Source organism: Paenibacillus glycanilyticus NBRC 16618 (assembly GCF_004000805.1).
In the GTDB taxonomy this organism is placed as follows: Bacteria; Bacillota; Bacilli; order Paenibacillales; family Paenibacillaceae; genus Pristimantibacillus; species Pristimantibacillus glycanilyticus.
Genome location: NZ_BILY01000004.1, coordinates 1 through 22,638, shown reverse-complemented (window position 1 = coordinate 22,638; position 22,638 = coordinate 1). Strand labels below are relative to the sequence as shown.

General features: G+C 51.6%; 15 protein-coding genes. 7 read left to right on the top strand and 8 right to left on the bottom strand.

Features of this window, described 5'->3' with window-relative positions; all coding sequences use genetic code 11:
- Positions 1 to 45: 45 nt before the first annotated feature.
- On the bottom strand, positions 46 to 1,953 hold the full coding sequence (locus tag PGL01S_RS03830; RefSeq protein WP_127491589.1) for an LTA synthase family protein: 1,908 nt from the start codon (positions 1,951 to 1,953) through the stop codon (positions 46 to 48).
- Between the two features lie 481 nt (positions 1,954 to 2,434).
- On the opposite strand from PGL01S_RS03830, the gene PGL01S_RS03825 reads away from it, so the two are divergent.
- Positions 2,435 to 3,577: a transglutaminase domain-containing protein gene (locus tag PGL01S_RS03825; protein WP_127491587.1), complete on the top strand. Its 1,143-nt coding sequence runs from the start codon at positions 2,435 to 2,437 to the stop codon at positions 3,575 to 3,577.
- Between the two features lie 251 nt (positions 3,578 to 3,828).
- On the opposite strand, the gene PGL01S_RS03820 is transcribed toward PGL01S_RS03825, so the two are convergent.
- The gene (locus tag PGL01S_RS03820; RefSeq protein WP_127491585.1) at positions 3,829 to 4,977 is read right to left on the bottom strand and encodes a virulence factor; all 1,149 of its coding nucleotides are present in this window, start codon (positions 4,975 to 4,977) and stop codon (positions 3,829 to 3,831) included.
- 154 nt (positions 4,978 to 5,131) lie between these two features.
- On the opposite strand from PGL01S_RS03820, the gene PGL01S_RS03815 reads away from it, so the two are divergent.
- The 4 genes from PGL01S_RS03815 (at position 5,132) to PGL01S_RS03800 (ending at position 10,303) form a co-directional block, all read left to right on the top strand.
- Positions 5,132 to 6,109 (top strand): MBL fold metallo-hydrolase, encoded by a 978-nt coding sequence (locus PGL01S_RS03815; RefSeq protein ID WP_127491582.1) that lies wholly within the window; start codon positions 5,132 to 5,134, stop codon positions 6,107 to 6,109.
- A gap of 113 nt (positions 6,110 to 6,222) precedes the next feature.
- Complete coding sequence (locus tag PGL01S_RS03810; protein WP_127491580.1) at positions 6,223 to 7,293, top strand: Gfo/Idh/MocA family protein; 1,071 nt, start codon at positions 6,223 to 6,225, stop codon at positions 7,291 to 7,293.
- 358 nt (positions 7,294 to 7,651) lie between these two features.
- Positions 7,652 to 9,271 carry an ABC-F family ATP-binding cassette domain-containing protein gene (locus PGL01S_RS03805; protein WP_127491578.1) on the top strand — a complete coding sequence of 540 codons (1,620 nt, stop codon included), beginning with the start codon at positions 7,652 to 7,654 and terminating at the stop codon, positions 9,269 to 9,271.
- Positions 9,272 to 9,406: 135 nt separating this feature from the next.
- Positions 9,407 to 10,303 (top strand): cation diffusion facilitator family transporter, encoded by an 897-nt coding sequence (locus tag PGL01S_RS03800; protein ID WP_127491576.1) that lies wholly within the window; start codon positions 9,407 to 9,409, stop codon positions 10,301 to 10,303.
- A gap of 61 nt (positions 10,304 to 10,364) precedes the next feature.
- On the opposite strand, the gene PGL01S_RS03795 is transcribed toward PGL01S_RS03800, so the two are convergent.
- The 4 genes from PGL01S_RS03795 to PGL01S_RS03780 form a co-directional block, all read right to left on the bottom strand.
- On the bottom strand, positions 10,365 to 11,216 hold the full coding sequence (locus tag PGL01S_RS03795) for a polysaccharide deacetylase family protein (RefSeq protein WP_244935508.1): 852 nt from the start codon (positions 11,214 to 11,216) through the stop codon (positions 10,365 to 10,367).
- Between the two features lie 29 nt (positions 11,217 to 11,245).
- Positions 11,246 to 12,442 carry an acyltransferase gene (locus tag PGL01S_RS03790; RefSeq protein WP_127491572.1) on the bottom strand — a complete coding sequence of 399 codons (1,197 nt, stop codon included), beginning with the start codon at positions 12,440 to 12,442 and terminating at the stop codon, positions 11,246 to 11,248.
- A gap of 141 nt (positions 12,443 to 12,583) precedes the next feature.
- A complete protein-coding gene (locus tag PGL01S_RS03785) occupies positions 12,584 to 13,999 on the bottom strand; it encodes an NAD-dependent malic enzyme (RefSeq protein WP_127491570.1) in 1,416 nt (471 codons plus the stop codon).
- 118 nt (positions 14,000 to 14,117) lie between these two features.
- Positions 14,118 to 15,233 (bottom strand): MGDG synthase family glycosyltransferase, encoded by a 1,116-nt coding sequence (locus PGL01S_RS03780; protein ID WP_127491568.1) that lies wholly within the window; start codon positions 15,231 to 15,233, stop codon positions 14,118 to 14,120.
- A 291-nt stretch (positions 15,234 to 15,524) separates the two neighbouring features.
- Between PGL01S_RS03780 and kapB the strand changes: the two genes are divergently transcribed.
- Positions 15,525 to 15,911 (top strand): kinase-associated lipoprotein KapB, encoded by a 387-nt coding sequence (gene kapB, locus PGL01S_RS03775; RefSeq protein ID WP_127491566.1) that lies wholly within the window; start codon positions 15,525 to 15,527, stop codon positions 15,909 to 15,911.
- Between the two features lie 55 nt (positions 15,912 to 15,966).
- Here kapB and PGL01S_RS03770 read toward each other — a convergent pair whose 3' ends face one another.
- On the bottom strand, positions 15,967 to 17,262 hold the full coding sequence (locus PGL01S_RS03770) for a stalk domain-containing protein (RefSeq protein ID WP_127491564.1): 1,296 nt from the start codon (positions 17,260 to 17,262) through the stop codon (positions 15,967 to 15,969).
- A gap of 397 nt (positions 17,263 to 17,659) precedes the next feature.
- Here PGL01S_RS03770 and gltB point away from each other — a divergent pair, with 397 nt between their 5' ends.
- Positions 17,660 to 22,261 carry a glutamate synthase large subunit gene (gltB, locus tag PGL01S_RS03765; RefSeq protein ID WP_127491562.1) on the top strand — a complete coding sequence of 1,534 codons (4,602 nt, stop codon included), beginning with the start codon at positions 17,660 to 17,662 and terminating at the stop codon, positions 22,259 to 22,261.
- Between the two features lie 189 nt (positions 22,262 to 22,450).
- Here the strand turns inward: gltB and PGL01S_RS31105 are convergent.
- Positions 22,451 to 22,638: hypothetical protein (locus tag PGL01S_RS31105; protein ID WP_218032358.1), on the bottom strand; the 188-nt coding region annotated here is incomplete at its 5' end.

The window sequence follows — 22,638 nt, the reverse complement described above, 5'->3', positions numbered from 1 at the left end:
TAGCGAAGCAGGAAACTCCTGCTTCGCTATTTTTCGTTTAACCTGTTATTTTGCCGAAGCAACCTGCTTCGTATCGTCTGCCGGCGTAACCTTCTTGTTCCATTCCGGCAGCGAAGCGACATATTCATCCGACATGCTGATCAGTCGGTGAGCTCTCGTGAAGGTGTCCTCCGTATCCTGCGGAGTTGTGACCGGACCGCCCGAGATCGGATAGGTGATGCCGTCCGCGTAACCCGAGCCTGGCACAAACGCGCCTTTATCCGTAATGAACGAACCGGTAGGGAGATAGTAACGTTCAGGCAAAATGTTGCTTGTATGGTTCAGCAGATCCTGTCCGAAGTGGACCTGATCTTTAAGCGAGACGCCAATCAAGTTCGAGATGGTCGGGAAAATATCCGACTGTCCGCCAACCTGAGGGAAGACTTGAGGAGTTTGACTCGGCACGGACATAATCAGCGGGATATTCATCATATCGGGCAGCGTATAGTCACGGCCGTAAATTTCCTTCATCAGCTTCTTCTCGTTGTTGTTCAGGGAATAAATCGGCAGCCCTTGATGATCGCCGTACAGGACGATTACGCTGTTATCCCAGACGCCGTTCTTCTTCAGCTCGTCGATCAATTGGCCAAGCGCGTAATCCGCGTAGTTCTGGGCTTCAATGTAGTCGCCGACAAGCGTGTTTTTATAGCGGTCCGGCAGTTCCATCTTGTATTTGCTTTCCGGAATGCGGAACGGATGATGGCCGGACATGGAAATCAGCTGAACGTAGAACGGCTGGCCGGTCTGCTGCATGCGCGCAAGCTCGTCGGCCGTCTTCGCGTACAGAACTTCGTCGGAAGGACCAAAAGCAACGGGATCCTCCTTGCCAAAGAACCGGTCATCATAATATTTGCCCCAGCCAAGCGCCTTATACAGCTGGTCGCGGTTCCAGAACATAACGTTGTTCGTATGGAAGGTTGCTGTCTGGTAGCCGTTAGCGGCAAAGGCCTTCGGCATGCTTGGCAGCTCCTTGTCGGCATACACCTCGGAAGCCGCGCCGTTAGGCGGCACGTAAAGCGATGTGTTCACGACAAACTCGGCATCCGCCGTATTGCCTTGACCTACTTGCTGGAAGAAATGCGGGAAGTAGAAGTGATCCGCGGCCAGCTTATTCATATTCGGCGTAATTTCTTTGCCGTCGATTTTCAAGTTAATGAGGAAATTCTGGAAGGCTTCAAGCTGTATGACAATAACGTTTTTGCCTTTAGCAGCTTCCCAATAAGCAGGCTGCGCGGGCTGAGCGCTTCCTTTTTCCTGCTCGACCATAGCCGGGGTTACTTCCTCCGCGTTAATCGGCAAGTCCTTGGAAGGAGCAAACGTCGCATAAATTTCGTAGTTCAGAATCCCCATGTTTTTCGCTTGCTGGAATTCGTTCATGTCCTGGCGGTAAGGAATAATGGCAGTCGCGCATGCGGCAACCGCAAGCACTTGTCCAGCCACAAACCAGCTTCTTTTTCCTTTAACCGACAAGGTGCGGCTCCATGCGCGGAATCGCTTGCTGCTGGCAAACATGATGAACAGGAACACGATATCCGTGAAGATAAACAGGAAGTAAGGATCCATCAGCGAGAAGACGCTGCTGTTTACTTCGCCAACCTGGTTCACCTGGCGCAGCTCATGATAAGTAACGATAACGCCGAAATATTTGTAATACATAATAACCGCAAAATATATACCGGTTAAAATAAGGTCGAGGATCAGGTAAGTCATAAACTTCTTCCTGTAAGCAAAGGCCTCGATAAGGCAGAAAATAAATCCGATTGATGAAATGCCGGTTAACAGCATTTTTACGATATCTCCCGTGCCGCCATCGAATACGATGATCCAGACGAGGAGCATTTTTAGAATCATGATGATGGAAAAGACAACAAAAGGCTTGTTCAGCAGCGCTTTCCACCGATATCCGTTAGTCAAAACGAATCGTCTCCCTTTCATTCAGTTAATTACCAGGGGTAAGCTGTATAATATGAACGGCTGCCCCCGTATGTACCGATTGCAGCTCGCGACTTGCGGGATTAGTAATAGGGTTGTTCAAAATCGTACGTTCATGCATGCCAGCAGACGAAAAAGTGCTGCGGGGGTGTTTGACGGGAAAGCATCAAAGCATTAACCTCCGAGCACGGGTGTACGAAGTCTCTATTATTTACTTTATTACTATAATTCATTAAGAGAATGAAAAGCAAGATGACTGAAACGGAAGCCAGCATTTGCATAGGCTGGCTTTATTTTTTCGCTTCCTGTTCGACAATGAAATCTTATCTTGCCATAGCGAAAAATAGCGTTATGATGGAGATAGATTCATATCCTTTATATTTTAGGTACTGTAGTGTTTATCACGATTGGGAATCGCATAAAATAAGGAAAGAAACTAATATTCCCGAAGCGGGAGGTACCTATGCGAAAAACAGGTTGGAAAATAGCGACAGTAGCAGCCTTGCTTGCCGTTGCCATCGGTTTAAATATGAAATCCGATCTGTTCTCTGTTTTCGCTTCCGCGTCAAGCGGCGGAGGCGGTACGATCGATCAGCTCGAGGATGAGCTGGCATCGCAATTTCAAAGCAGATCCGAGCATTTTACGCTTCAATATAAAGGAGACAAGCACAAGCTTTCCGACGGCTTGCAAAATACGATTAATCTTGCGCTGGCGCAGGATGATTACACCGCGTATATTCTTGACTCCTATCTTTATACCATCCGCAGCTGGGGTAATCTGTCCACCATCAAGCTGGAGGCCAGATACCGCGAGACGACGGACCAGACCGCTGCCGTTGACGCAACGGTCAGCCAAGCGATCAAGCAGATCATTACCCCGCAGATGAACGAGCACGAGAAGGTGAAGGCGATCCACGACTGGATTGTCAATAGACTGCAGTATGACGAGACGTTGAAGCATTACACCGCTTACGATGCTCTCACAACGGGAACCGCTGTATGTCAAGGTTATTCGCTGCTTGCTTATAAAATGCTAAAAGCTGTCGGAATTCCTGTTCTTATTGCCGAGGGCAAAGTCAAGACCGGCGATCATGCTTGGAATATGGTGCAGCTCGGCGGCAATTGGTATCATCTCGATTTGACCTGGGATGATCCGGTTGTGAAGCAAGCCGGCACGCAGCAGACCGAGTCCCGTCTCAGCTATAACTATTACTTGAAGACGGATGACGAGATGCGCGTCGATCATCAGTGGGTCAAAACTTATCCAACGGCGAACCATTCCTATGGCAGCGAGCTTAACAAGCTGCGGAGCACGGACAGCGGGAAGGCGGATGTCTACGCTAAGCTCATTACCGATCTTGGCCTGCACTGGACGGAGCCGGAAAATACGGTAGCGAGCCTGGTAGAGCTGGAGCAGGAAATCCGCGAGGCCGTGATGGAGCAGCAGACGGGCATGAAGTTCCGTTATGTGCATGGCTCGCAGCTTGCGACCGATCTGCCGACGGCCTTTAAGGTGGCGCATGTATCCGTTCGCTATTCGGCCCGTTACGAGCCGTACGGCAATGACGGTTCGATGCTTGTGCAGGTCCAGCTGGATTATCAATAAGAAGCCTAAACAATAAGAAAGAGCATTCGCTTGCGATCAAGCGAATGCTCTTTTTTTGCGACACCATTGCGGTATCAGCAGTATATATAGCCCGGATTGGCTTAAAAAGGATGGAATTGAGGTAATATATTGTACTTTCTGCAACTTAAATCCGCTTATCGCATGAAATTGTTCCATTAGGCTGCAATAGATACAATGCAGCTTGCAGCTTCGCTTCCGGTCTGAGGCTCAAATACGGTCTACGGCTGCTCTTATTGCTGCTGCTCGCTCCTTCTGGCGGCTGTCATCTGCTGCCATACCGAGCCGGCCGCTTCCTCGCCGCGCTCGATCCGCTCCAGCGCGATCTGCGCTTGCAGCTGGATCTCGAACTCGGCGTCCTTCGCTGCCTCGCGCAGCGCTTCCACGGCGCTCTCGTCGCCGGCTTCGTACAGGAAGCGCGCAGCACGCCAGCGGACAAGCTTGTTCGGATCGCGAAGCGCTTCAATCATCGGGCCGGTTGCGGCCGGATCGCCCCAATCGGACAACGTATCGCCGGCTGTACGGCGTACGGAGACGGACTTGTCGCGCAGCGCCTCGAACAGGTAAGGCATGGCTTCAGGCGTGCGAAGATCGCCAAGATAAACGACGGCAAGACGGCGGATCGACATGTTCTCGTCATGCAGTGCTTTGGAAATCAGCGGCAGCATCTCAGGCTCCGGGGCCATCCGCTCCAGCGTGGCGTAGCGGACCTGCCATTCCGGCGACTCGAAGCGCTCGGCGATTTCTTCGCCGGACAGCGGTGCCGGCCTAGCCGGAGCAGCGGATTCTTCGCCGGGACCTAATGCCTGGGCTGCCGAGATGAGCTCTTTCAGCCGGTCGGGCGTATAAGCCGCTTCCAGCTCCTTCACGATCTCGGCCGCAATCTCTTCAAGCTCGCCGTAACGAACGCCGAATTCCTCCAGCTTCCGTTCGCGGATCATCGAAGCGCCAGCTGCTTCGGTCACGGCATCGGTAAATTTCTGAGGCAGCGCGGAGCGGGCTTCGCGCTCGCCGTTTTTCACGCGTACCTGTATCGGAATGCCACGGTACATTTGCACAAGCACATGCGCCTCGCCGTAGCTCTCGGCCGCAAGCGCGGCTCCCGCTGCGGCGTCTCCGTCATTGCCGCCTTGCAGCAGCGCTCTCGCATCAGCGAGAATACGCGCCCAGTCCGCGTTAGACACGCGGTCCAGCGCGATAAAGTCGGCCGTGCGGAAGATGCTCCGCACGCCTTCAATAGCGAGGAGCGCCTTCAGCGGCTCCGGTGCGGACTCGATTTCTTTTTTCGTATAGGATTGTCTGATGCCGCGCGGTAGCGATTCATCCACGTTCAGCTTCATGGAATTTGGACTTGGGGTTGGTTCTATTGAAATAAGTTTCATTTTCATTATGCCTCCCGTTCACTAACTTGAGCTTATAATCATAGTGTACATGAAAAAAACAGCTTACGCGAATACAGCTCCGCAGCGGTTGATTGGACATTCCCAAGTTGGTATCTTTAAATAACAGGGCAAGACAATCAGGAGGGATGTACGGTTGAAGCAGAATAAATTTACGAAATTTACGAACAGCGAGCCGGTACAGCTGCAAAATTCCATTAAGCATTTGCAACGATGGCGCCAGGAGCGTCTCCGAAAAATAAAAACGAAGGATTATTCCTATTCCATTCCGAGCGTTGAGCCGGATCTTTCCTTTTTGCATGAAAATCGGGCAAAGCCGTCTTTGACATGGGTTGGGCATTCCACCTTCTTTATTCAGCTTGCCGGAAAAAATATGATCACGGATCCCGTATGGGCCGGACAAATGGCTTTTCAAAGACGGCTGGCACCGCCGGGGCTGCCCATCGAGGATGTGCCCCCGGTTGATATTATCCTTATCTCTCATTCCCATTACGATCATCTTCATATCCAATCGCTTCGGCGTCTTCAGGGCAGCAAGCTGCTGCTGGTTCCGGCAGGGCTCCGCACGAAGCTCAGGCTGAAGGGATTCACGAATGTGAAGGAGCTGCACTGGTGGGAGTCGGTTGTTATTGACGGCATCCGCATTACCTTTGTGCCTTCCCAGCATTGGACCCGCCGCAATCTATGGGACATGAACAGCTCTCATTGGGGCGGCTGGGTGATGGAGCCGGCCGACAAGAATTCCTTGGAGCCAACGATCTATTTTGCCGGTGACAGCGGTTATTTCTCCGGGTTCAGGGAAATCGGCAGCCGATTCGATATCGATGTGGCTTTAATGCCGATTGGCGCGTACGAGCCGGAATGGTTCATGGGACCACAGCACGTGACGCCGGAGGAGGCGCTGCAGGCGTTTGAGGATACGGGAGCCAAATGGTTTGTGCCGATGCATTACGGGGCGTTCAAGCTTGCCGACGATACGCCGCGCGAAGCTCTTGACCGGCTGGCTAACGAGCGGGAACGGATCGGGCTGGATGAACAACGTGTCCGAATTCTCCTTCACGGCGAGACTTGGCGCTGCCCAAGCCGGGAAAATAACAAACGAGAACAAGAGTAAGCCAAATAAGCACAGTGACTCTCCTCGGCAGGAGAGCTATACTTAGGGATATATTGTTGCAATTGAATATCGCCATTACGGGGATAATTCATTTTAGGAGGAAACTAGAGAACATGAGTCAGCCTATTCGTCTTGGCATAATTGGAGCAGGGGCTATCGGCAAGGTCCACTTGGAAACATTCGCGAAGGTTGGAGCGGAATCGGTATACGTTGCCGCGATTACCGATGCTTATTTGCCGCTTGCCGCGCAAAGAGCAGAGGAGTTCGGCGTAAAGACGGTTCACGAGAACCCGCAGGCCTTGCTGGAGGATCCGGAAATCGATGCCGTGGTTATCGGCGTTCCGAACCAGTTCCATGCACCGCTCGCCATTGAAGCTTTAAAGCAGGGCAAGCATGTCTTGCTCGAGAAACCGATGGCGATTGATGCCGAGGCGGCCCGTACGATCTACGAAGCGCAGAAGGCTTCGGGCAAAGTGCTCATGATGGCGCAGCAAATGCGCTGGACCGGCATTAACCGCGCGATTAAAGCGCGTGTTGAAAACGGCGATCTTGGCCGTATCTATAACGTAAAAACCGGCTGGGTGCGCAAAAAAGGCATCCCGGGCTGGGGCTCCTGGTTTACCCGCAAGGATATGGCCGGCGGCGGACCGCTGATCGACATCGGCGTTCATATGCTGGATCTGTCGCTTTATCTGATGGGCAATCCAAAGCCGGTATCCGTATACGGCTCCACTTATGCCGAATTTGGTCCGGAACGCCGCGGCATCGGCACTTGGGGTACGCCGAACTGGGACGGCTACTATGATGTTGAGGATCTTGCAACGGCGCTGATCAAGTTCGATAACGGCGCAACGCTGTCGCTTGACGTAAGCTGGGCCGCGCATGCGGCGGGCATGAGCCAGGATCCGTTTATCCACCTGATGGGCAAGGAAGGCGGCGCGGCGCTTGTTGGCAGCGACGGCAAATTCGTAACCCATGAAGGCGACGATATCGTCGAGTCGAACATTGAGCCGCTTGAAGGCGAAGAAGACCGCGTGCTGCTGAGCAAGCATTTCGTGGAATGCGTTAACGAAGGCAAGGAGCCGATATCCTCCGCGCTTTCGGGCTATACCAACAGCCGCATTTTGGACGCGATTTACGAATCGTCCCGTACCGGCAACGAAGTGAAGCTGAACTGGGATTAATAAGTTGAATGAATGTGCGGCCGTGTTTGTATTACACGGCCGCTTTTATTGTTTTTTTCATTATCAGGTTAAATTGCAAGCGGAGCATTACAAATGATTCTGGAGAAGCAGAGCTTATGCTTCCGAAGAGGCTTTCCTGCAGAAAGCTTTTAAGCGTTCGCTTTTGCTCGAGGATTCAAACAAATAAAGCTAAATTCAAAGGAATTCTCGAGTAATGGCGATCGGAAGAACATTTGAATGCGCAGTTTGCCATTTAACCTACTATTATCTTTTCCCATTGGGTGTAATTGAACGTTCAGACTGTGGTATAATGGTTCGAGATAAATTGAGTTGGAAAAGAAGGACGGGATTAAATACAATGATTAGTACTAGCGGCATAACGCTTCGCTACGGTAAGAAGCCATTGTTCGAAGATGTAAATATCAAATTTACGCCTGGCAACTGCTATGGCTTGATTGGCGCAAACGGCGCCGGTAAATCGACGTTTCTGAAAATTTTGTCCGGAGAGGTTGAACAGTCCAGCGGCGAAGTTCACATTACCCCGGGCGAACGTCTTGCGGTACTCAAGCAGAACCATTTCGAATACGACGAGTTTAACGTCCTCGAAACGGTTATTATGGGCCACAAGAAGCTGTATGACGTGATGAAAGAGAAGGATGCCCTTTACGCGAAAGCCGACTTCACCGATGAAGACGGCATGCGCGCAGGCGAGCTGGAAGCCGAATTCGCCGATATGAACGGCTGGGAAGCGGAATCGCAAGCGGCTGAGATGCTGAACGGTCTTGGCATCACTCCGGATCTGCATGATAAGAAAATGTCTGAGCTGGGCGGCAACGAGAAAGTCCGCGTCCTGCTCGCGCAAGCGTTGTTCGGCGAGCCGAACATCCTTCTCCTCGACGAGCCTACCAACCATTTGGACATCGAATCGATCCGTTGGCTGGAAGATTTCCTGTCCGGTTATGAAGGCACCGTTGTGGTTGTCAGCCATGACCGTCACTTCCTGAACACCGTATGTACGCATATTGCGGACATCGACTTTGGCAAAATCCAGATGTACGTGGGCAACTACGACTTCTGGTACGAGTCTTCTCAGCTGGCTCTCGCGCTTCAACGCAGCGAGAACAAGAAGAAAGAAGACAAGATTAAAGAACTTCAAGCGTTTGTCCAACGCTTCAGTGCGAATAAATCGAAGTCCAAGCAAGCGACCTCCCGTAAAAAATTGCTGGATAAAATTACGCTCGACGACATTCGTCCGTCAAACCGCAAATATCCGTTCATTCAATTCAAGGGCGAACGCGAAGCGGGCAAATCCTTGCTGCTTGTTGAAGGTCTGACTAAGACAATTGACGGCGAGAAAGTGATTGATAACTTGACGATTGCCGTAAACAAAGGCGACAAAATCGCTTTCGTTGGCCCTAACGGCCTGCCGAAGACGGTATTGTTCCAACTTCTCATGGGCGAGCTGGAAGCAGATTCCGGCACGTATCAATGGGGCGTTACGACAACGCAAGGCTACTTCCCGAAAGACAACGCGCCTTACTTCGACGGCGTGGAGCTGAACCTCGTGGAATGGCTTCGCCAATACTCCAAGGATCCGGACGAGACGTTTATCCGCGGCTTCCTGGGCCGTATGCTCTTCTCCGGCGACGATGCGATGAAGAAAGCATCCGTTTTGTCCGGCGGCGAGAAAGTGCGCTGCATGCTTTCCAAAATCATGCTGAGCGGCGCAAACGTGTTTATCCTTGACGAGCCTACGAACCACTTGGACCTCGAGTCCATTACGGCGCTTAACAATGGTCTGACGGAAACGGACTGCACGGTTCTGTTTACCTCGCATGACCATCAGTTCGTGCAAACTATTGCGAACAGAATCATGGAGATTACGCCTAACGGCTTGATCGACAGAATGATGACTTACGACGAGTACCTCGAGAGCGATGAGATTAAAGCCCTTCGCGAGCGGATGTACGCGGTTTAATCGTATAGAGAGAGCTGTACAGTCCTGACTGTACGGCTCTTTTTTTTTAGTCATGCATAAAAGCACGCATAGGGTAAACACTGTTTCTTTAGGCCCTAATGGAATCGCTTGGGTAGGGGAGGTTTGATTGCTGTCATGAATCAGTATGAAGAGATCAAGCAGGGCGAGAAAGGAGCCTTAATCAGCATCGGGGCTTATGTCGGGCTGTCGGCTATCAAGCTAGGCGCAGGCTATTGGTTTGCCTCTGGGGCGCTCGTTGCGGACGGCTTTAATAACCTGACGGATATTATCGCTTCGGTTGCTGTACTGATTGGTCTTCGCATTTCTCAGAAGCCGCCCGACAAGGATCATCCTTACGGACATTTCCGGGCAGAGACGATTGCGGCGCTTATTGCTTCGTTCATTATGGCGACGGTTGGTCTGCAGGTGATCATCAACACGGTACGTTCTTTATTCTCGGGTGAGCAGACCGTGCCTTCGCTGACCTCGGCATGGGTTGCTTTGTTTGCGGCAGCCTGTATGGGGGCCGTATACCTCTATAACCGCAGGCTGGCTAACCGGATCAATAACCAGGCTTTGCATGCGGCGGCAAAAGATAATTTATCCGACACGCTTGTCAGCATCGGTGCGGCAATCGGGATTATAGGCGCTCAGTTTGGCCTGCCTTGGCTGGATCCGGTAGCCGCGCTTGCGGTAGGCGCCATCATATGCAAGACAGCCTGGGATATTTTCTACAGCTCAACCCATGCCTTGACGGATGGCTTTGATGCCAACGAGCTCATGACGCTGCGTTCCACGATAGAGGGGACCAAGGGCGTCAAATCCATTAAGGACATAAAGGCCCGCGTACACGGAAGCAATGTGCTCATCGATGTAATTGTGCAGGTGGATCCCGGTCTGACGCTTATTGAAAGTCATCGGATCAGCGATGAGATCGAGCAGCGGATGGAAGGCAAACATAACATCATGAGCGTCCATGTTCATGTGGAGCCGCATGAAGAGCCCTATCCCGGTTCCGGTTCTCTGCATTAATAAATAAATAACCTTAGCCAGTGCGGCTAAGGTTATTTGCTGTAGGGCTATTCCTAATCAGTTATCCGTATTTCTTCAGCATCTCGAGGAATTTGTTGCCCGAGAGTGTCGGAGTTCCGGCGTTCAGTCGGAATGCTTCGTCTGACCCCGGTCTGTTTATGCCGGGATGCACGGTGAAGAATAAGGTAACGCCTGCATTTTTCTCAAGCTGTTTAGCCGTCGGGCTAAAAGCGCCATACGGGAAAGCGAGCATCTGACGCGTATTATTCAGCTCTTCCTTCAGCCTTTTTTCCATCAGCTGGGCATCCGCTTCAACGCGCGCCATGTATTCCTTCTTCGTCTCCACGCGCCCTTTGTCCGGAAGGTAAATCGGATTGCTTAGCATAGGGCCCTTTTTCTTGCCCTTTTTATCAAGAGGGGCATAGTCATGCTGGTTATAAGTATGGCTATAGAAGCTGAAGCCTTCGCCTTTTAGCTTGCGCATCGTATCCCAAGTCAGATGCTTCGTGTGCACATTCTGATGGTCGCTGCTCGAGCCGATAACGAAGTGTGTAGCCGGGAAATTATATTTTTTCAAAATGGGAACCGCATATTGGTCAAAGCTTTCGTACCCGTCGTCAAAGGTAATAACAACGGCGTTATCCGGTACTTTCGCTTTGTGCTGCATGAAATCCTCGAACTGCTCAATGCTGATGACATTGTAGCCGTTCTCCTTCAGAAGCTTCATATGCGTGCCGAATCGGCTGGGCGAGATCGTCGCTCCGCTTTCTTTCTCATCGATATGATGATACATAAGGACGATAACTTTGTTCTTGTAATGCGCTGGTTTGTTGGCGGAAGCCTCAAGCTGGTATTTGGACACCGGCCAAGTGATCGCAATGGCGATGACGAGGAGTGCAGCAATCACTTTCATTCTCACAACTTATTCCTCCTACGGATGTATTACGCGTCCAGCTGTCTTTCCGGCATAACCGGCTGAGAAGGCCGTTTTTTGGGCTTTGGCAGATTGCCGAAAGCGATCCAGTTAAATGGAACATAACGGGCGAAGAAACCAACCACGAACCAGGATGCGGTCAGGGCAAGCGCGAAGCCGCCGAGATACCAAAGATGAAGCAGCCATGCCGTACCCGTATGAAGCGGGTGTTCCCGGTAGAGAAGCAGGAAGAATGGATGAATCAGGTATACGCCAAACGATAAAGCGCCAAGTCTTGCGATAACCTTGGTCAGGACATGCGGCAGCTTTTTGGACAATATAAACGAAAGTTGCAATAAAACGAGCGCCGTCAGCACCCCATGAATATTCCACACCAGATCGAACAATGTAGTGTTGAACGATTTCAGGTGCAGCCTGGTCTCGTAATACAAATACACATGGGCCAAGCCCGCCGCGATCCACAGTGCCCACAAGGCAACCCACGTTACGACGCGAGCGTTAGTTGCATGCTTCCTTGCCATAATAATCCATTCTTTGATTTTCGGATAATAAATCCCAAGAGCAGCGCCAAGCAAGTAATAAGAGAAATAAGAGAACGACCAGCTGCCGCGGTTAGGAACGCCGGGGTCTGGAAGCACGTGTTTATTGATAATAAAGAACGCCCATTGAATGGCAATCCCCGCGGGAATGGCCCATTTGATCGTGCGCGGATATTTTTTCATCAGCCACAGGAACAACGGAAACATCAGATAGAACTGTATGTTTATATACACGAAATATAAATGCGTATAGGCCTTGCCGGTAAGTACTTTATCGATAAAATTATGAATTTCCGTTGATAGAGACCGATCCGGATAATAAAGGTAATGCAGCACCGTAAAATAAAACAAAGAGAAGACCAAATACGGAATTATAATGTACAACAACCGTTTCTTATAAAAGCTTCCGAGCAGCTGCTTGTCCAACGGCCGCGTATAATAATTGTAGAAGAGGACAAAGCTGCTTAGGAAAATAAAGGTTGTCGTTCCGATCTTCATGAAAATATTGAAGAAGTTGTAAAGAAAAAAGTAGTTCGAATCCACCATAGCGACGGTGGCAAACGAAGTGGAATGGACGGACAGGACGCCTATAATAGCCATTGCCCGTACGAGTAGCAGCTGGGGAATATTGTCCCTTTTCTGCAGGGTTGGTGAAGCCGTAGCCATTCGTTATACATCCTTCCTTAGGTTCTAAGCTATTAACTTAACCTATTAACCTAGTTATTATAGTATAAACGAACAGGCATACACAACAATTTGTCTTAATCTCCCAATTGAGATTAAGACAAATTTTGTTATTTCCTTTGTTTATTCTCTTGGTCTTCTGCGGGCTGCTCCGCTGTCCTGCGCAGCTTGGATCACTCTTTTGCGAACCTCTTCAACCACTCTTGCATTAAATACGCTTGGAATAATATAGAACCTGCTCAGCTCATCCTCGTTGATGACGGAGGCGATCGCTTCGGCTGCGGCAAGCTTCATCTGCTCATTGATCGTGACCGCGCGGCTGTCCAGCGCCCCCCGGAAAATGCCGGGAAAACAGAGGACGTTGTTAATCTGGTTCGGATAGTCGCTTCTTCCCGTAGCCATGACAGCTACGATATCTTCGGCCAGCTCCGGCCGAATCTCGGGTTCGGGATTTGCCATGGCGAACACGATAGGCTCGGGTGCCATCGATTGAATATGCTCCCGGGTCAGGATGCCGCCGGCGGATACCCCTATAAATACATCGGCATTGGCAAGCGCTTCTGTTAGCCCTCCGCTGATTCTTGCCTCATTGGTATTCTGAGCATACCATTGCCACATCGGATGGCTGTAGGTTTTGTCTGCCGTCAGAATCCCTTCGCGGTCAACCCCTACGATATGCTTGGCGCCGCCGGCTAGCAGCATTTTTGTGCATGCCGTTCCTGCAGCCCCGATTCCGCAAATGACAAACCGCGTATCTTCGATTTTTCGTTTCGTCAGCTTAAGAGCGTTCAGAAGCCCTGCGTACAGGACGACGGCCGTTCCGTGCTGATCGTCATGGAAGACCGGAATATCGAGCTCGTCCCTAAGCCTGCGTTCAATCTCGAAGCAGCGGGGCGCCGATATATCCTCCAGGTTAATGCCGCCGAAGGCAGGGGCGAGATGCTTGATCGACGCAATAATCTGCTCGGTATCCTGAGTATCGAGACAGATTGGGAAGGCGTCCACGTCCGCGAACTGCTTGAACAGCATCGCTTTGCCTTCCATAACGGGCATTGCCGCATAAGGGCCGATATTGCCGAGGCCAAGCACTGCGCTGCCGTCGGAGACGACGGCAACCGTATTGCGTTTGATGGTGAGGGTGAATGCCTTTTTCGGATCGGCCTCAATGGCTTGGCACACCCTCGCGACATCCGGAGTATACACGCGGGATAAATCATCCCGGTTTTGGATGGGGGTTTTGGGCTGTATCGTTATTTTACCGCCAAGATGCAATAGAAAAGTTCGGTCGGACACATGCCGGAGGCGAATGCCCGGCACGCTCTGAAGCGCGGCTTGCAGCCGCTCGGCTGCGCCGGCTTCCGTAATTTTCACCGTCAAGTCCCGTATGCTGACCTGCTTGTCGGTTTGAATGACGTCAATGGCTACAATATCGCCGCCTGCCGCTTCAATCGCGGAGACGGCTTTGCCGAAATACGCCTGCTGGGTATCGATCTCGAGACGCAGAATGATTGTTTTTCCGTCCATGCTCCGTTCCTTCATCTTAATCCTCTCCCTTTGCTATTCGACTGCGATATACGTATCCTTCTCTATAATAACAATAACCGGAAAAGGTTTGTACTATTCGAACGGGGAAGGATTTCGTACAAGCAAAAAGCCGTCATTGCAGCAGCTGCAAGACGGCTTTAGGACAAGTAAGCGGATTGTATTCTTCGTTTCTTTTATGGATCAGGGTCTGGCGGTAGCTGGCCGAAGCTTCGGGCTGCTGAATGACAGCCATCCATTTATCGACCGTTTCGGTCGTCTCCAGCATTTCGCCGAAGCCGTTTTTGATGAAATATTCGCAGTTTTGTTCTTCCTGCCCGGGAATCGGCTCGTAGAACAGCATCGGAATGCCTTTGCTCATCCCTTCCGTGCAGGTCATCCCGCCTGGCTTGGTTACCAGAACATCCGCGACATCCATCAGCTTGCTGACTTCTTTCGTAAATCCGATGACCCGGATGTTATCATGCCGGAACCTTGGATTCGCGAGCATTTTTTCTTTCACCTTGTCGTTATTACCTACGCAAAAAATAAATTGAACGCGTTCGCGCCACTCCGTCATATATTCCAGCAGGCTGTCTTCATACATAAGACCCCAGCCGCCGCCCATAATAAGGACGGTAGGAAGCGCCTTGAGTCCGAACTGTTCCCTGATCTGGGCCTTGTCGTAGCTCTTCCAGAAAAGAGGATGGACGGGGATGCCGGTTACGGCAATCCGGCTCTCCGGCACGCTGTGGTTAATGAGCTTGTCCTTTACCAGGGAAGAGGAGACAAGGAATTTGTTCACTTCCTGGTTCACCCATGAACCATGCGCGTCGTAATCGGTAATGACGGTGCATAGCTTTATGTTCAGCCCAAGCCGCTTCAGGCGGCTGACAACCGCGTTCGGAACGGGATGAGTACAAATGACGAGATCCGGCTTCAATTGGGCGATAACCTGCGAAGTATGTGTATAAAACATACGGTGAAGCGCAAGCTGCATAAATCGGTTTAACGATTTTTTATAATTGCTGCGGTACATCAGGCCAACCATCTTGGGCTGCCTGCTTACCGTTTTGCGATAGGCTGAAATAATTAAAGGTCCTAGCACGGGATTAAGAAAATTGCCCAGCTCCATCACGCGGGTCTGTATATCCGGGTTGAGCTGGCGCAGGCCTGCTGCCAAGGCATGCGCGGCTTGCGTGTGCCCTGATCCGAATCCTTCGGAGAGCAGGAGCACTCTTTTCTTACGCATAATGTCACCTACTTTTCTAGTTCCATATTACGACTCTGCTCGATTTAAAACAAGTCATCCTGCTATTGAAGTTGCAGGGGCGATAGTCCTAGCTGACGGCCATCGCGGCTGCAATCGGAAAATCACGGGTTGCTTTGCAAGAAAACATTCATATATGATATTGTGAATTTCTGCTGGATGAAGAAAAGCCGATCGATGTACTAAGCGGTATTATAGCACATTGGAAATAAGTAGCGAGCATTCGAATGTGCAAAACAGGTTAATCAATTTATTTTAGGAGGATTATTACATATGCAAGAAAACCGTGATTTTATCGTTCCGGGAGCGTTGGTTAAAGCCGATGTCAGGTCCGGCCAATATATTGGCGAGATTGTGGAAGTAAACGGGCCGCGCGCGGTCTTTAAGGTGCTGGCCGTATTGAAGCATCCCGAGCAGGGAGACCTGCATCATCCTTATAATCCGGACGTCGCGATGTTTCATGAGCGCAGAGCATTGAGCTATACGGAAAAAACGAATGTGCTGCTTCGCGATGTGAAGCCGTTTGAAGGGGAGGTGCCGGACTACAATGCCTCGCTGCAGGAGGCGGTTGCAGCCCAGATCGCCGCGCTGGACCGTCTGATGCGATGGTCCGCGCGCGGGCTGGAAATGTTGAAGGAATTGCGGAAGGAATATAAGTAACTAGAATAATTTCTTCTACTATAGTAGGTAAATCGAGACCTTGCGGTCTTTTTGGTTATTTGTTTATAAAGGCGGTTTGCAGGGTGCCGCGATAAGTGACCTGAAGGCCGAGTGCTTCGGACAAGGCGGAGAGCGGAAGGTAAGTTTTCGATTCCTTTCCTGACTTCAGCAAAAATGCGGGAGGCGTTGTCAGCTTGACCTTCTTGCCGTCGATCGTTACGTATGCGGAACCGATAGTAAGGATAACGGTATGATTATTATAAGAAACCGCTGCGCTTTGGGTTGCGTTATTCCAGGTCAGCTTCGCGCCTAAAGCATCCGTGATGTCCCTCATCGCAACAAAGCTGCGGTTGCTGCGAAGAACGGGCGGGGCTGCCGAAGCGGGAAGCTCCTTGCCGGCCACAACAACGGACATTTGAACGTTGGCCTGGCGCGGGCGGACGGTCCGGTAATCGCCCCAGATCGCGGTTGCGAAAGCGCGTCCCATTGCCGCGTAACCGAGATGGTTCGGATGAATGTCGCCTTGCGCGATGGAGGTGTACTCCAGCTCGTGGCCGACAAACAAGCTGCTGACATCCGCAACCTGAAGCTTGATGCCGTCGGCCGCAAGACGGGTGCTTACCAATTCAAGCTTGCCGCGGAGCTTCGTTACTCCGTCGAGCAGAAGCTTGCGCTTTGCTTCGGGATACAGCTCGATTGTCGTGGAGCCGAACTGCAAAGGCGCGGGAACCGGCAAATATTGATCCGACATGACCATTTGCGCCTTGGGGTTCAGGGCGGCTATCGTTCGGATTGAAGCTTCGAGATCTTTTTCGTATTGATCCAATATCGTTTGGATGTAGGTGGTAATTTCTTCGGCGGTTGCTCCGGAATCCAGCTTCGTCATCACCGGAAGCAGGTCGTTTCCTCCGATCGTTAGAACGATCAAGCTGGCGGAACGTATGGATTTAGCCATTTGGGCGGTTTGAGCGGCAAGCGTTTCCTTGCGGGGGTCCTGCAGCTCTTTTTGAATATCGTCGGCCTTCACGGTACGGCCGCCCGAAACAGCCTGAAGCAGGCGGTTCAAGCCTTCGGCTTTAAGTCCAAGTATCCCGTAATTGACGTATTCCGCGCGGAGACCGTGGAACAGCGACTGCTCGTACACCTGCTCGACGTAACCGTAAGGAACGGAGTTTTCGGTATAACCATGCTCGTAACCCGCAGTTAAGGAATCGCCGAGAGCAACGATCCGATAAGGCTCCGGCACCCCCGATTCAGCCCTAGCCGGCGACCCTCCCCAGGCCGATGCGGCCAAGATCATGAAAGCTAACACTACAATAACAGATTGGATTTTCCTTGATTTGCTATACAAATGTTCATCCTCCTTTTGATAAAATGTTAGGCATAGTATAAGAACACGAACAATGTGCTGTAAAGTAAAGTTTTATCACATTCATAAAAATATTAAATTGATTCCCTTTTGGCCTGATGTTAAAATAATATAATAACCGCAATGGCGGAACACGGCCCGGAACATGGTCAATCTTAAACGAAAGCTTCATGCAGCTAATTATTTTCGACCAGATACGAACGATTTCCTTTAAAAGCTTCGGAAAGTTTGTGTCCGCGGATAAGATGCCATCAAGCCATCACGTTTAAGCTCGTAAGAATGGCAAGCAACAGGCCGATGCGCCTCGATTGCTGCCGTTCGATATACCGTTATTGAGCTATGCTTGCCCAAAAATCTTCTGATAGAAAGGTTGCACACGATGAAAGAGAAAATTTTTGGATTACCGCCGAAACAAGGTCTATACGATCCGCGCTATGAAAAAGACGCATGCGGCATGGGATTTGTAGCAAACATCAAGGGAAGAAAATCGCATACTGTCATTCGTCAGGCGCTGACATTGCTCGAGAACATGGAGCACCGCGGCGGTCAAGGCAGCGAACCTAACACGGGGGATGGAGCAGGTATCCTGATTCAAATCCCGCATGATTTCTTCGCACGTGAATTGAAAAAGATTGAGATTGACCTTCCGCAAGAAGGAGAATATGCCGTTGGTCTGCTGTTTATGCCCCATGATGAAGCCATCCGCAGCTCGTTCGAGCGCGAACTGGAGAGCATCATCCGCGAAGAGGGCCAATCGCTGATCGGCTGGCGTACGGTTCCTACGAACGATTCGAAGCTTGGCCAATCCGCTTTGTCGGTGAAGCCGTTCGTTCGCCAAGTGTTTATAGCGAAGAACCCGGGCATTCAGGACGAATTGTCCTTTGAGCGCAAGCTGTACGTGATCCGCAAACGCGCGGAGATCGCCATCCGTTTCGGCGGCAAAGAAGGCGGAGAGATGTTCTATTTCACAAGCCTTTCGAGCAAGAAGATCGTCTACAAAGGGATGTTGACTACCGAGCAGGTACGCTCGTTCTACCAGGAGCTGAACGACGAAGCAGTCGTGTCGGCTATGGCACTTGTTCACTCCCGTTTCAGTACGAACACTTTCCCGAGCTGGGAGCGCGCGCATCCGTTCCATTATCTGATCCACAACGGCGAGATCAATACGCTGCGCGGCAACATCAACTGGATGCATGCCCGCCAGACCTTGTTCGAAACCGAGCTGTTCGGCGAAGACATGGAGAAGGTAAAACCGGTCATCAGCCCGGATGGTTCCGATACAGCGATGTTCGATAACGCGCTTGAGTTCTTGCATTTGTCCGGCCGTTCCCTTCCGCATGTTGCGATGATGATGGTACCGGAGCCTTGGTCGAACCATGAGAGCATGGACGACAAGAAAAAAGCATTCTATGAATACCACGCGACTCTGATGGAGCCGTGGGACGGACCTGCCGCAATGGCGATTACGAACGGTACGCAAATTTGCGCTTACCTGGACCGTAACGGCCTGCGTCCAGCCCGTTATTATGTAACGAAAGACGATCATATCATCCTCGGTTCCGAAGCCGGCACTGTCGAAATCGCTCCAGAAGAGATTGCGTACAAAGACCGTCTCCGTCCGGGCCGTATGCTCGTTGTAGATACGAAAGAAGGCCGCATTATTTCCGACGAGGAAGTAAAAGCGCAAATCGCGGCTGAACAGCCTTACCGCGAATGGCTCGACGAGCATCTCGTTGATCTCGAAGCATTGCCGGACGCGCCGGAGCTTCCTGAACTGGATCACGCTACCGTGCAGCAGCGTCAGCAGGCATTCGGCTATACGTTCGAAGACGTTCGCAAAGTGCTTGAGCCAATGGCGAGCAGCGGCCAGGAGCCGATCGCTTCCATGGGTTACGACGCGCCGCTTGCCGTATTGTCCGAGCGCCCTCAGCGCTTGTTCAACTACTTCAAGCAGCTGTTCGCGCAAGTGACGAACCCGCCGATCGACGCGATCCGCGAAGAGATCGTTACATCGGTAAGCACGACAATCGGACCTGAGCGCAACCTGCTGAAGCCGGAACCGGAAAGCGCGCGCCATATCAAGCTGGATACGCCAATCCTGTCGAACGAAGAATTTGCGAAGCTTCGCCACGTACGCCGTCCCGGCTTCAAGTCGATTACGCTTCCGATCTTCTTCCCGGCTGCCGAAGGCGAAAAAGGCCTGCGCGCAGCGCTGAAGCTGATGTGCGATGCAGCCGACCGCGTTATTGATAAAGGCCATAATATTCTTATTTTGTCCGACCGAGGTATTGACAAAGACAACGCTGCGATCCCGTCGTTGCTTGCGGTAGCGGCTCTGCACCATCATCTGATCCGTCAAGGCACAAGAACGAAGGTAGCGATTCTGCTTGAATCCGGCGATCCGCGCGAAGTGCATCATTTCGCTCTCCTTCTCGGTTACGGCGTCAATGCAGTTAACCCTTATCTCGCTTTCGAGACGCTTGACGATATGATCCGCCAGGGCATGCTGAGCAACATCAAGCATGAGAAGGCCGTTAAGAACTTCATCAAAGCGGCAACAAAAGGCGTAGTAAAAGTACTGTCCAAAATGGGTATTTCGACCATTCAATCGTACCGCGGCGCGCAGATCTTCGAAGCGCTTGGCCTGCAGGAAGAATTGATTAACGAATACTTCACATGGACTCCGTCGCGTATTGGCGGTATCGGTCTCGATATCATCGCTCAAGAAGCGCTGAAGCCTCATAACAAAGCATACGCCGACCAAGAGGGCGGGGAGAAAGAACTCGACTCCGGCGGCGACTACCAATGGCGTAAAGACGGCGAAGACCATTTGTTCAGCCCGCAAACGATTCACACGCTGCAAATGGCGTCCCGTAAGAACGACTATAAACTGTACAAGAAGTTCTCGAACATGGTTCAAGGCGAAGACAAGAAGCATATGATGCTCCGCTCGCTGCTCCAGTTCAAGGATGGACGGCAATCGGTACCTATCGAAGAGGTTGAACCGGTTGAATCGATCTTCAAACGTTTCAAAACAGGCGCAATGTCGTTTGGTTCCATCAGTAAAGAAGCGCATGAGAGCCTCGCAATCGCGATGAACCGTATTGGCGGCAAATCCAATACCGGCGAGGGCGGCGAAGACCCTGCGCGCTTTATCCCGGATGCGAACGGCGATTCCCGCCGCAGCGCGATCAAGCAGGTTGCATCGGGCCGTTTCGGCGTAACGAGCAACTACTTGGTTAACGCGGACGAGATTCAAATCAAGATGGCGCAAGGCGCGAAACCGGGTGAAGGCGGCCAGCTTCCAGGACGCAAGGTTTATCCTTGGGTTGCGGAAGTTCGCGGTTCCACTCCGGGCGTAGGCTTGATCTCGCCACCGCCGCATCATGATATTTATTCGATCGAGGACCTTGCCGAGCTGATTCATGACCTGAAGAACGCAAACCCTCGCGCTCGCATCAACGTGAAGCTCGTATCCGAGGTTGGCGTAGGCACTATCGCTGCAGGCGTTGCGAAAGCTCGTGCTGACGTTATCATGGTCAGCGGTTACGACGGCGGTACTGGCGCATCTCCAATGAACTCGATCCGCCATGCGGGTCTGCCATGGGAGCTTGGTCTTGCGGAGACGCATCAAACGCTGATGCTGAACAACCTGCGCGACCGCGTCGTTATCGAAACCGACGGTAAAATGATGAACGGCCGCGACGTTGCGATCGCCATCCTTCTCGGCGCTGAAGAATACGGCTTCTCGACTGCACCGCTTGTTGTACTGGGCTGCGTTATGATGCGCGTATGTCAGCTGGATACTTGCCCGGTTGGCGTTGCAACGCAAAACCCTGAGCTTCGCGCGAAGTTTATGGGCGATCCAAGCCATGTCGTGAACTACCTGACCTTCATTGCGCAGGAGCTTCGCGAAATTATGGCTGAACTAGGCTTCCGCACGATTCAAGAGATGGTCGGCCGCGTCGACATTCTCGAATCGAAGAACCTGGTTGACCATTACAAAGCAAAAGGCATCGATCTTAGCCTTCTGCTGCATACGCCGGACGTACCGCAAGACGCAGCGCGTCATAACGTACAAGAGCAAAATCATGGCCTCGAGCTGTCGCTCGACATGCAGGAGCTCGTTCCGGGCGCGCAAGCAGCTCTGGAAAGCGGCGAACGCGTTCGCGGCACATTCCCGATCTACAACACAAACCGCGTAGTAGGTACAATTTTGGGCAGCGAAGTAACCCGTCGTTACGGCGCGAAAGGCTTGCCTGAAGATACAATCTCGTACCACTTCGTTGGTTCTGCCGGCCAGAGCTTTGGCGCATTCGTACCGAAGGGCATTACGCTCTCGCTCGAAGGCGACTCCAATGACTATGTAGGCAAAGGCCTCTCCGGCGGTAAAATTATCGTTGCTCCGTCTCCGAAAGCTACGTTTGTAGCCGAAGAGAACGTTATTATCGGCAACACGGCGCTGTACGGTGCAACGGATGGCGAAGTTTACATCCGCGGTATCGCAGGCGAACGCTTCGCGGTTCGTAACTCCGGCGTGAAGGTTGTTGTCGAGGGCGTAGGCGATCACGGCTGTGAATACATGACGGGCGGCCGGGTAGTTGTACTTGGCGGCACGGGCCGCAACTTTGCGGCAGGTATGTCCGGCGGCGTTGCATACGTGTACGATGAGCAAGGCGATTTCTTCAATAACTGCAATATCGAGATGGTTCTCCTTGAGCGTCCGGAGACCGAAGAAGATGTTGCCGAGCTTCGCGGCCTGATTGAGCGCCATGTGGAGTACACAAGCTCTGCCGTTGGCTCGCGCATCCTGAACGATTGGGAAGGATCGCTCGCGAAATTCGTGAAGGTTATTCCGAAGGATTACAAAAAAATGCTGGAGCATATCCGCAAAGCGGAAGATGCCGGCTTGAAGGACGACAAAGCGCTTCTCGCCGCTTTCGAAGAAAGCATGAAAGAGCTGGCTCGTACAGGAGGATAATGGGGAACAGGCTGGGCAATTGCTCAGCCTGTTTTTTTGTTGTTTGGTGAGTGTGGGAGTGGCTCGGAATGCCGGGAAAGTATCTCCTTCCAGTCGCTGTTGAAATCGTGGGATTCTGAATTAATTAGGCTATGGTAATCCCACGATTTCAAAGGCGAACGCTCCGCTCTTCCAGGAGATACTTTCCCTCTATTCCTTCACACCCACACTACAAAAACAAAAAAGAGCAGGCTGTGCAAAATGCCGCTCGCCTGTTGAAGGCAAAGACAAGGGCAAGGGCAAGGGCGAAAAGCGAAAAGCGAAAAGCGAAAAGCGAAAAGCGAAAAGCGAAAAGCGAAAAGCGAAAAGCGAAAAGCGAAAAGCGAAAAGCGAAAAGC

What these genes read in the sequence shown, in the direction of transcription:
- PGL01S_RS03825 (WP_127491587.1), top strand. Translation starts at nt 2,435, where the DNA reads ATGCGAAAAACAGGTTGGAAAATAGCGACAGTAGCAGCCTTGCTTGCC.
- PGL01S_RS03820 (WP_127491585.1), bottom strand. Translation starts at nt 4,977, where the DNA reads ATGAAACTTATTTCAATAGAACCAACCCCAAGTCCAAATTCCATGAAG.
- PGL01S_RS03810 (WP_127491580.1), top strand. Translation starts at nt 6,223, where the DNA reads ATGAGTCAGCCTATTCGTCTTGGCATAATTGGAGCAGGGGCTATCGGC.
- PGL01S_RS03805 (WP_127491578.1), top strand. Translation starts at nt 7,652, where the DNA reads ATGATTAGTACTAGCGGCATAACGCTTCGCTACGGTAAGAAGCCATTG.
- PGL01S_RS03800 (WP_127491576.1), top strand. Translation starts at nt 9,407, where the DNA reads ATGAATCAGTATGAAGAGATCAAGCAGGGCGAGAAAGGAGCCTTAATC.
- PGL01S_RS03795 (WP_244935508.1), bottom strand. Translation starts at nt 11,216, where the DNA reads ATGAAAGTGATTGCTGCACTCCTCGTCATCGCCATTGCGATCACTTGG.
- PGL01S_RS03790 (WP_127491572.1), bottom strand. Translation starts at nt 12,442, where the DNA reads ATGGCTACGGCTTCACCAACCCTGCAGAAAAGGGACAATATTCCCCAG.
- PGL01S_RS03785 (WP_127491570.1), bottom strand. Translation starts at nt 13,999, where the DNA reads ATGAAGGAACGGAGCATGGACGGAAAAACAATCATTCTGCGTCTCGAG.
- PGL01S_RS03780 (WP_127491568.1), bottom strand. Translation starts at nt 15,233, where the DNA reads ATGCGTAAGAAAAGAGTGCTCCTGCTCTCCGAAGGATTCGGATCAGGG.
- kapB (WP_127491566.1), top strand. Translation starts at nt 15,525, where the DNA reads ATGCAAGAAAACCGTGATTTTATCGTTCCGGGAGCGTTGGTTAAAGCC.
- gltB (WP_127491562.1), top strand. Translation starts at nt 17,660, where the DNA reads ATGAAAGAGAAAATTTTTGGATTACCGCCGAAACAAGGTCTATACGAT.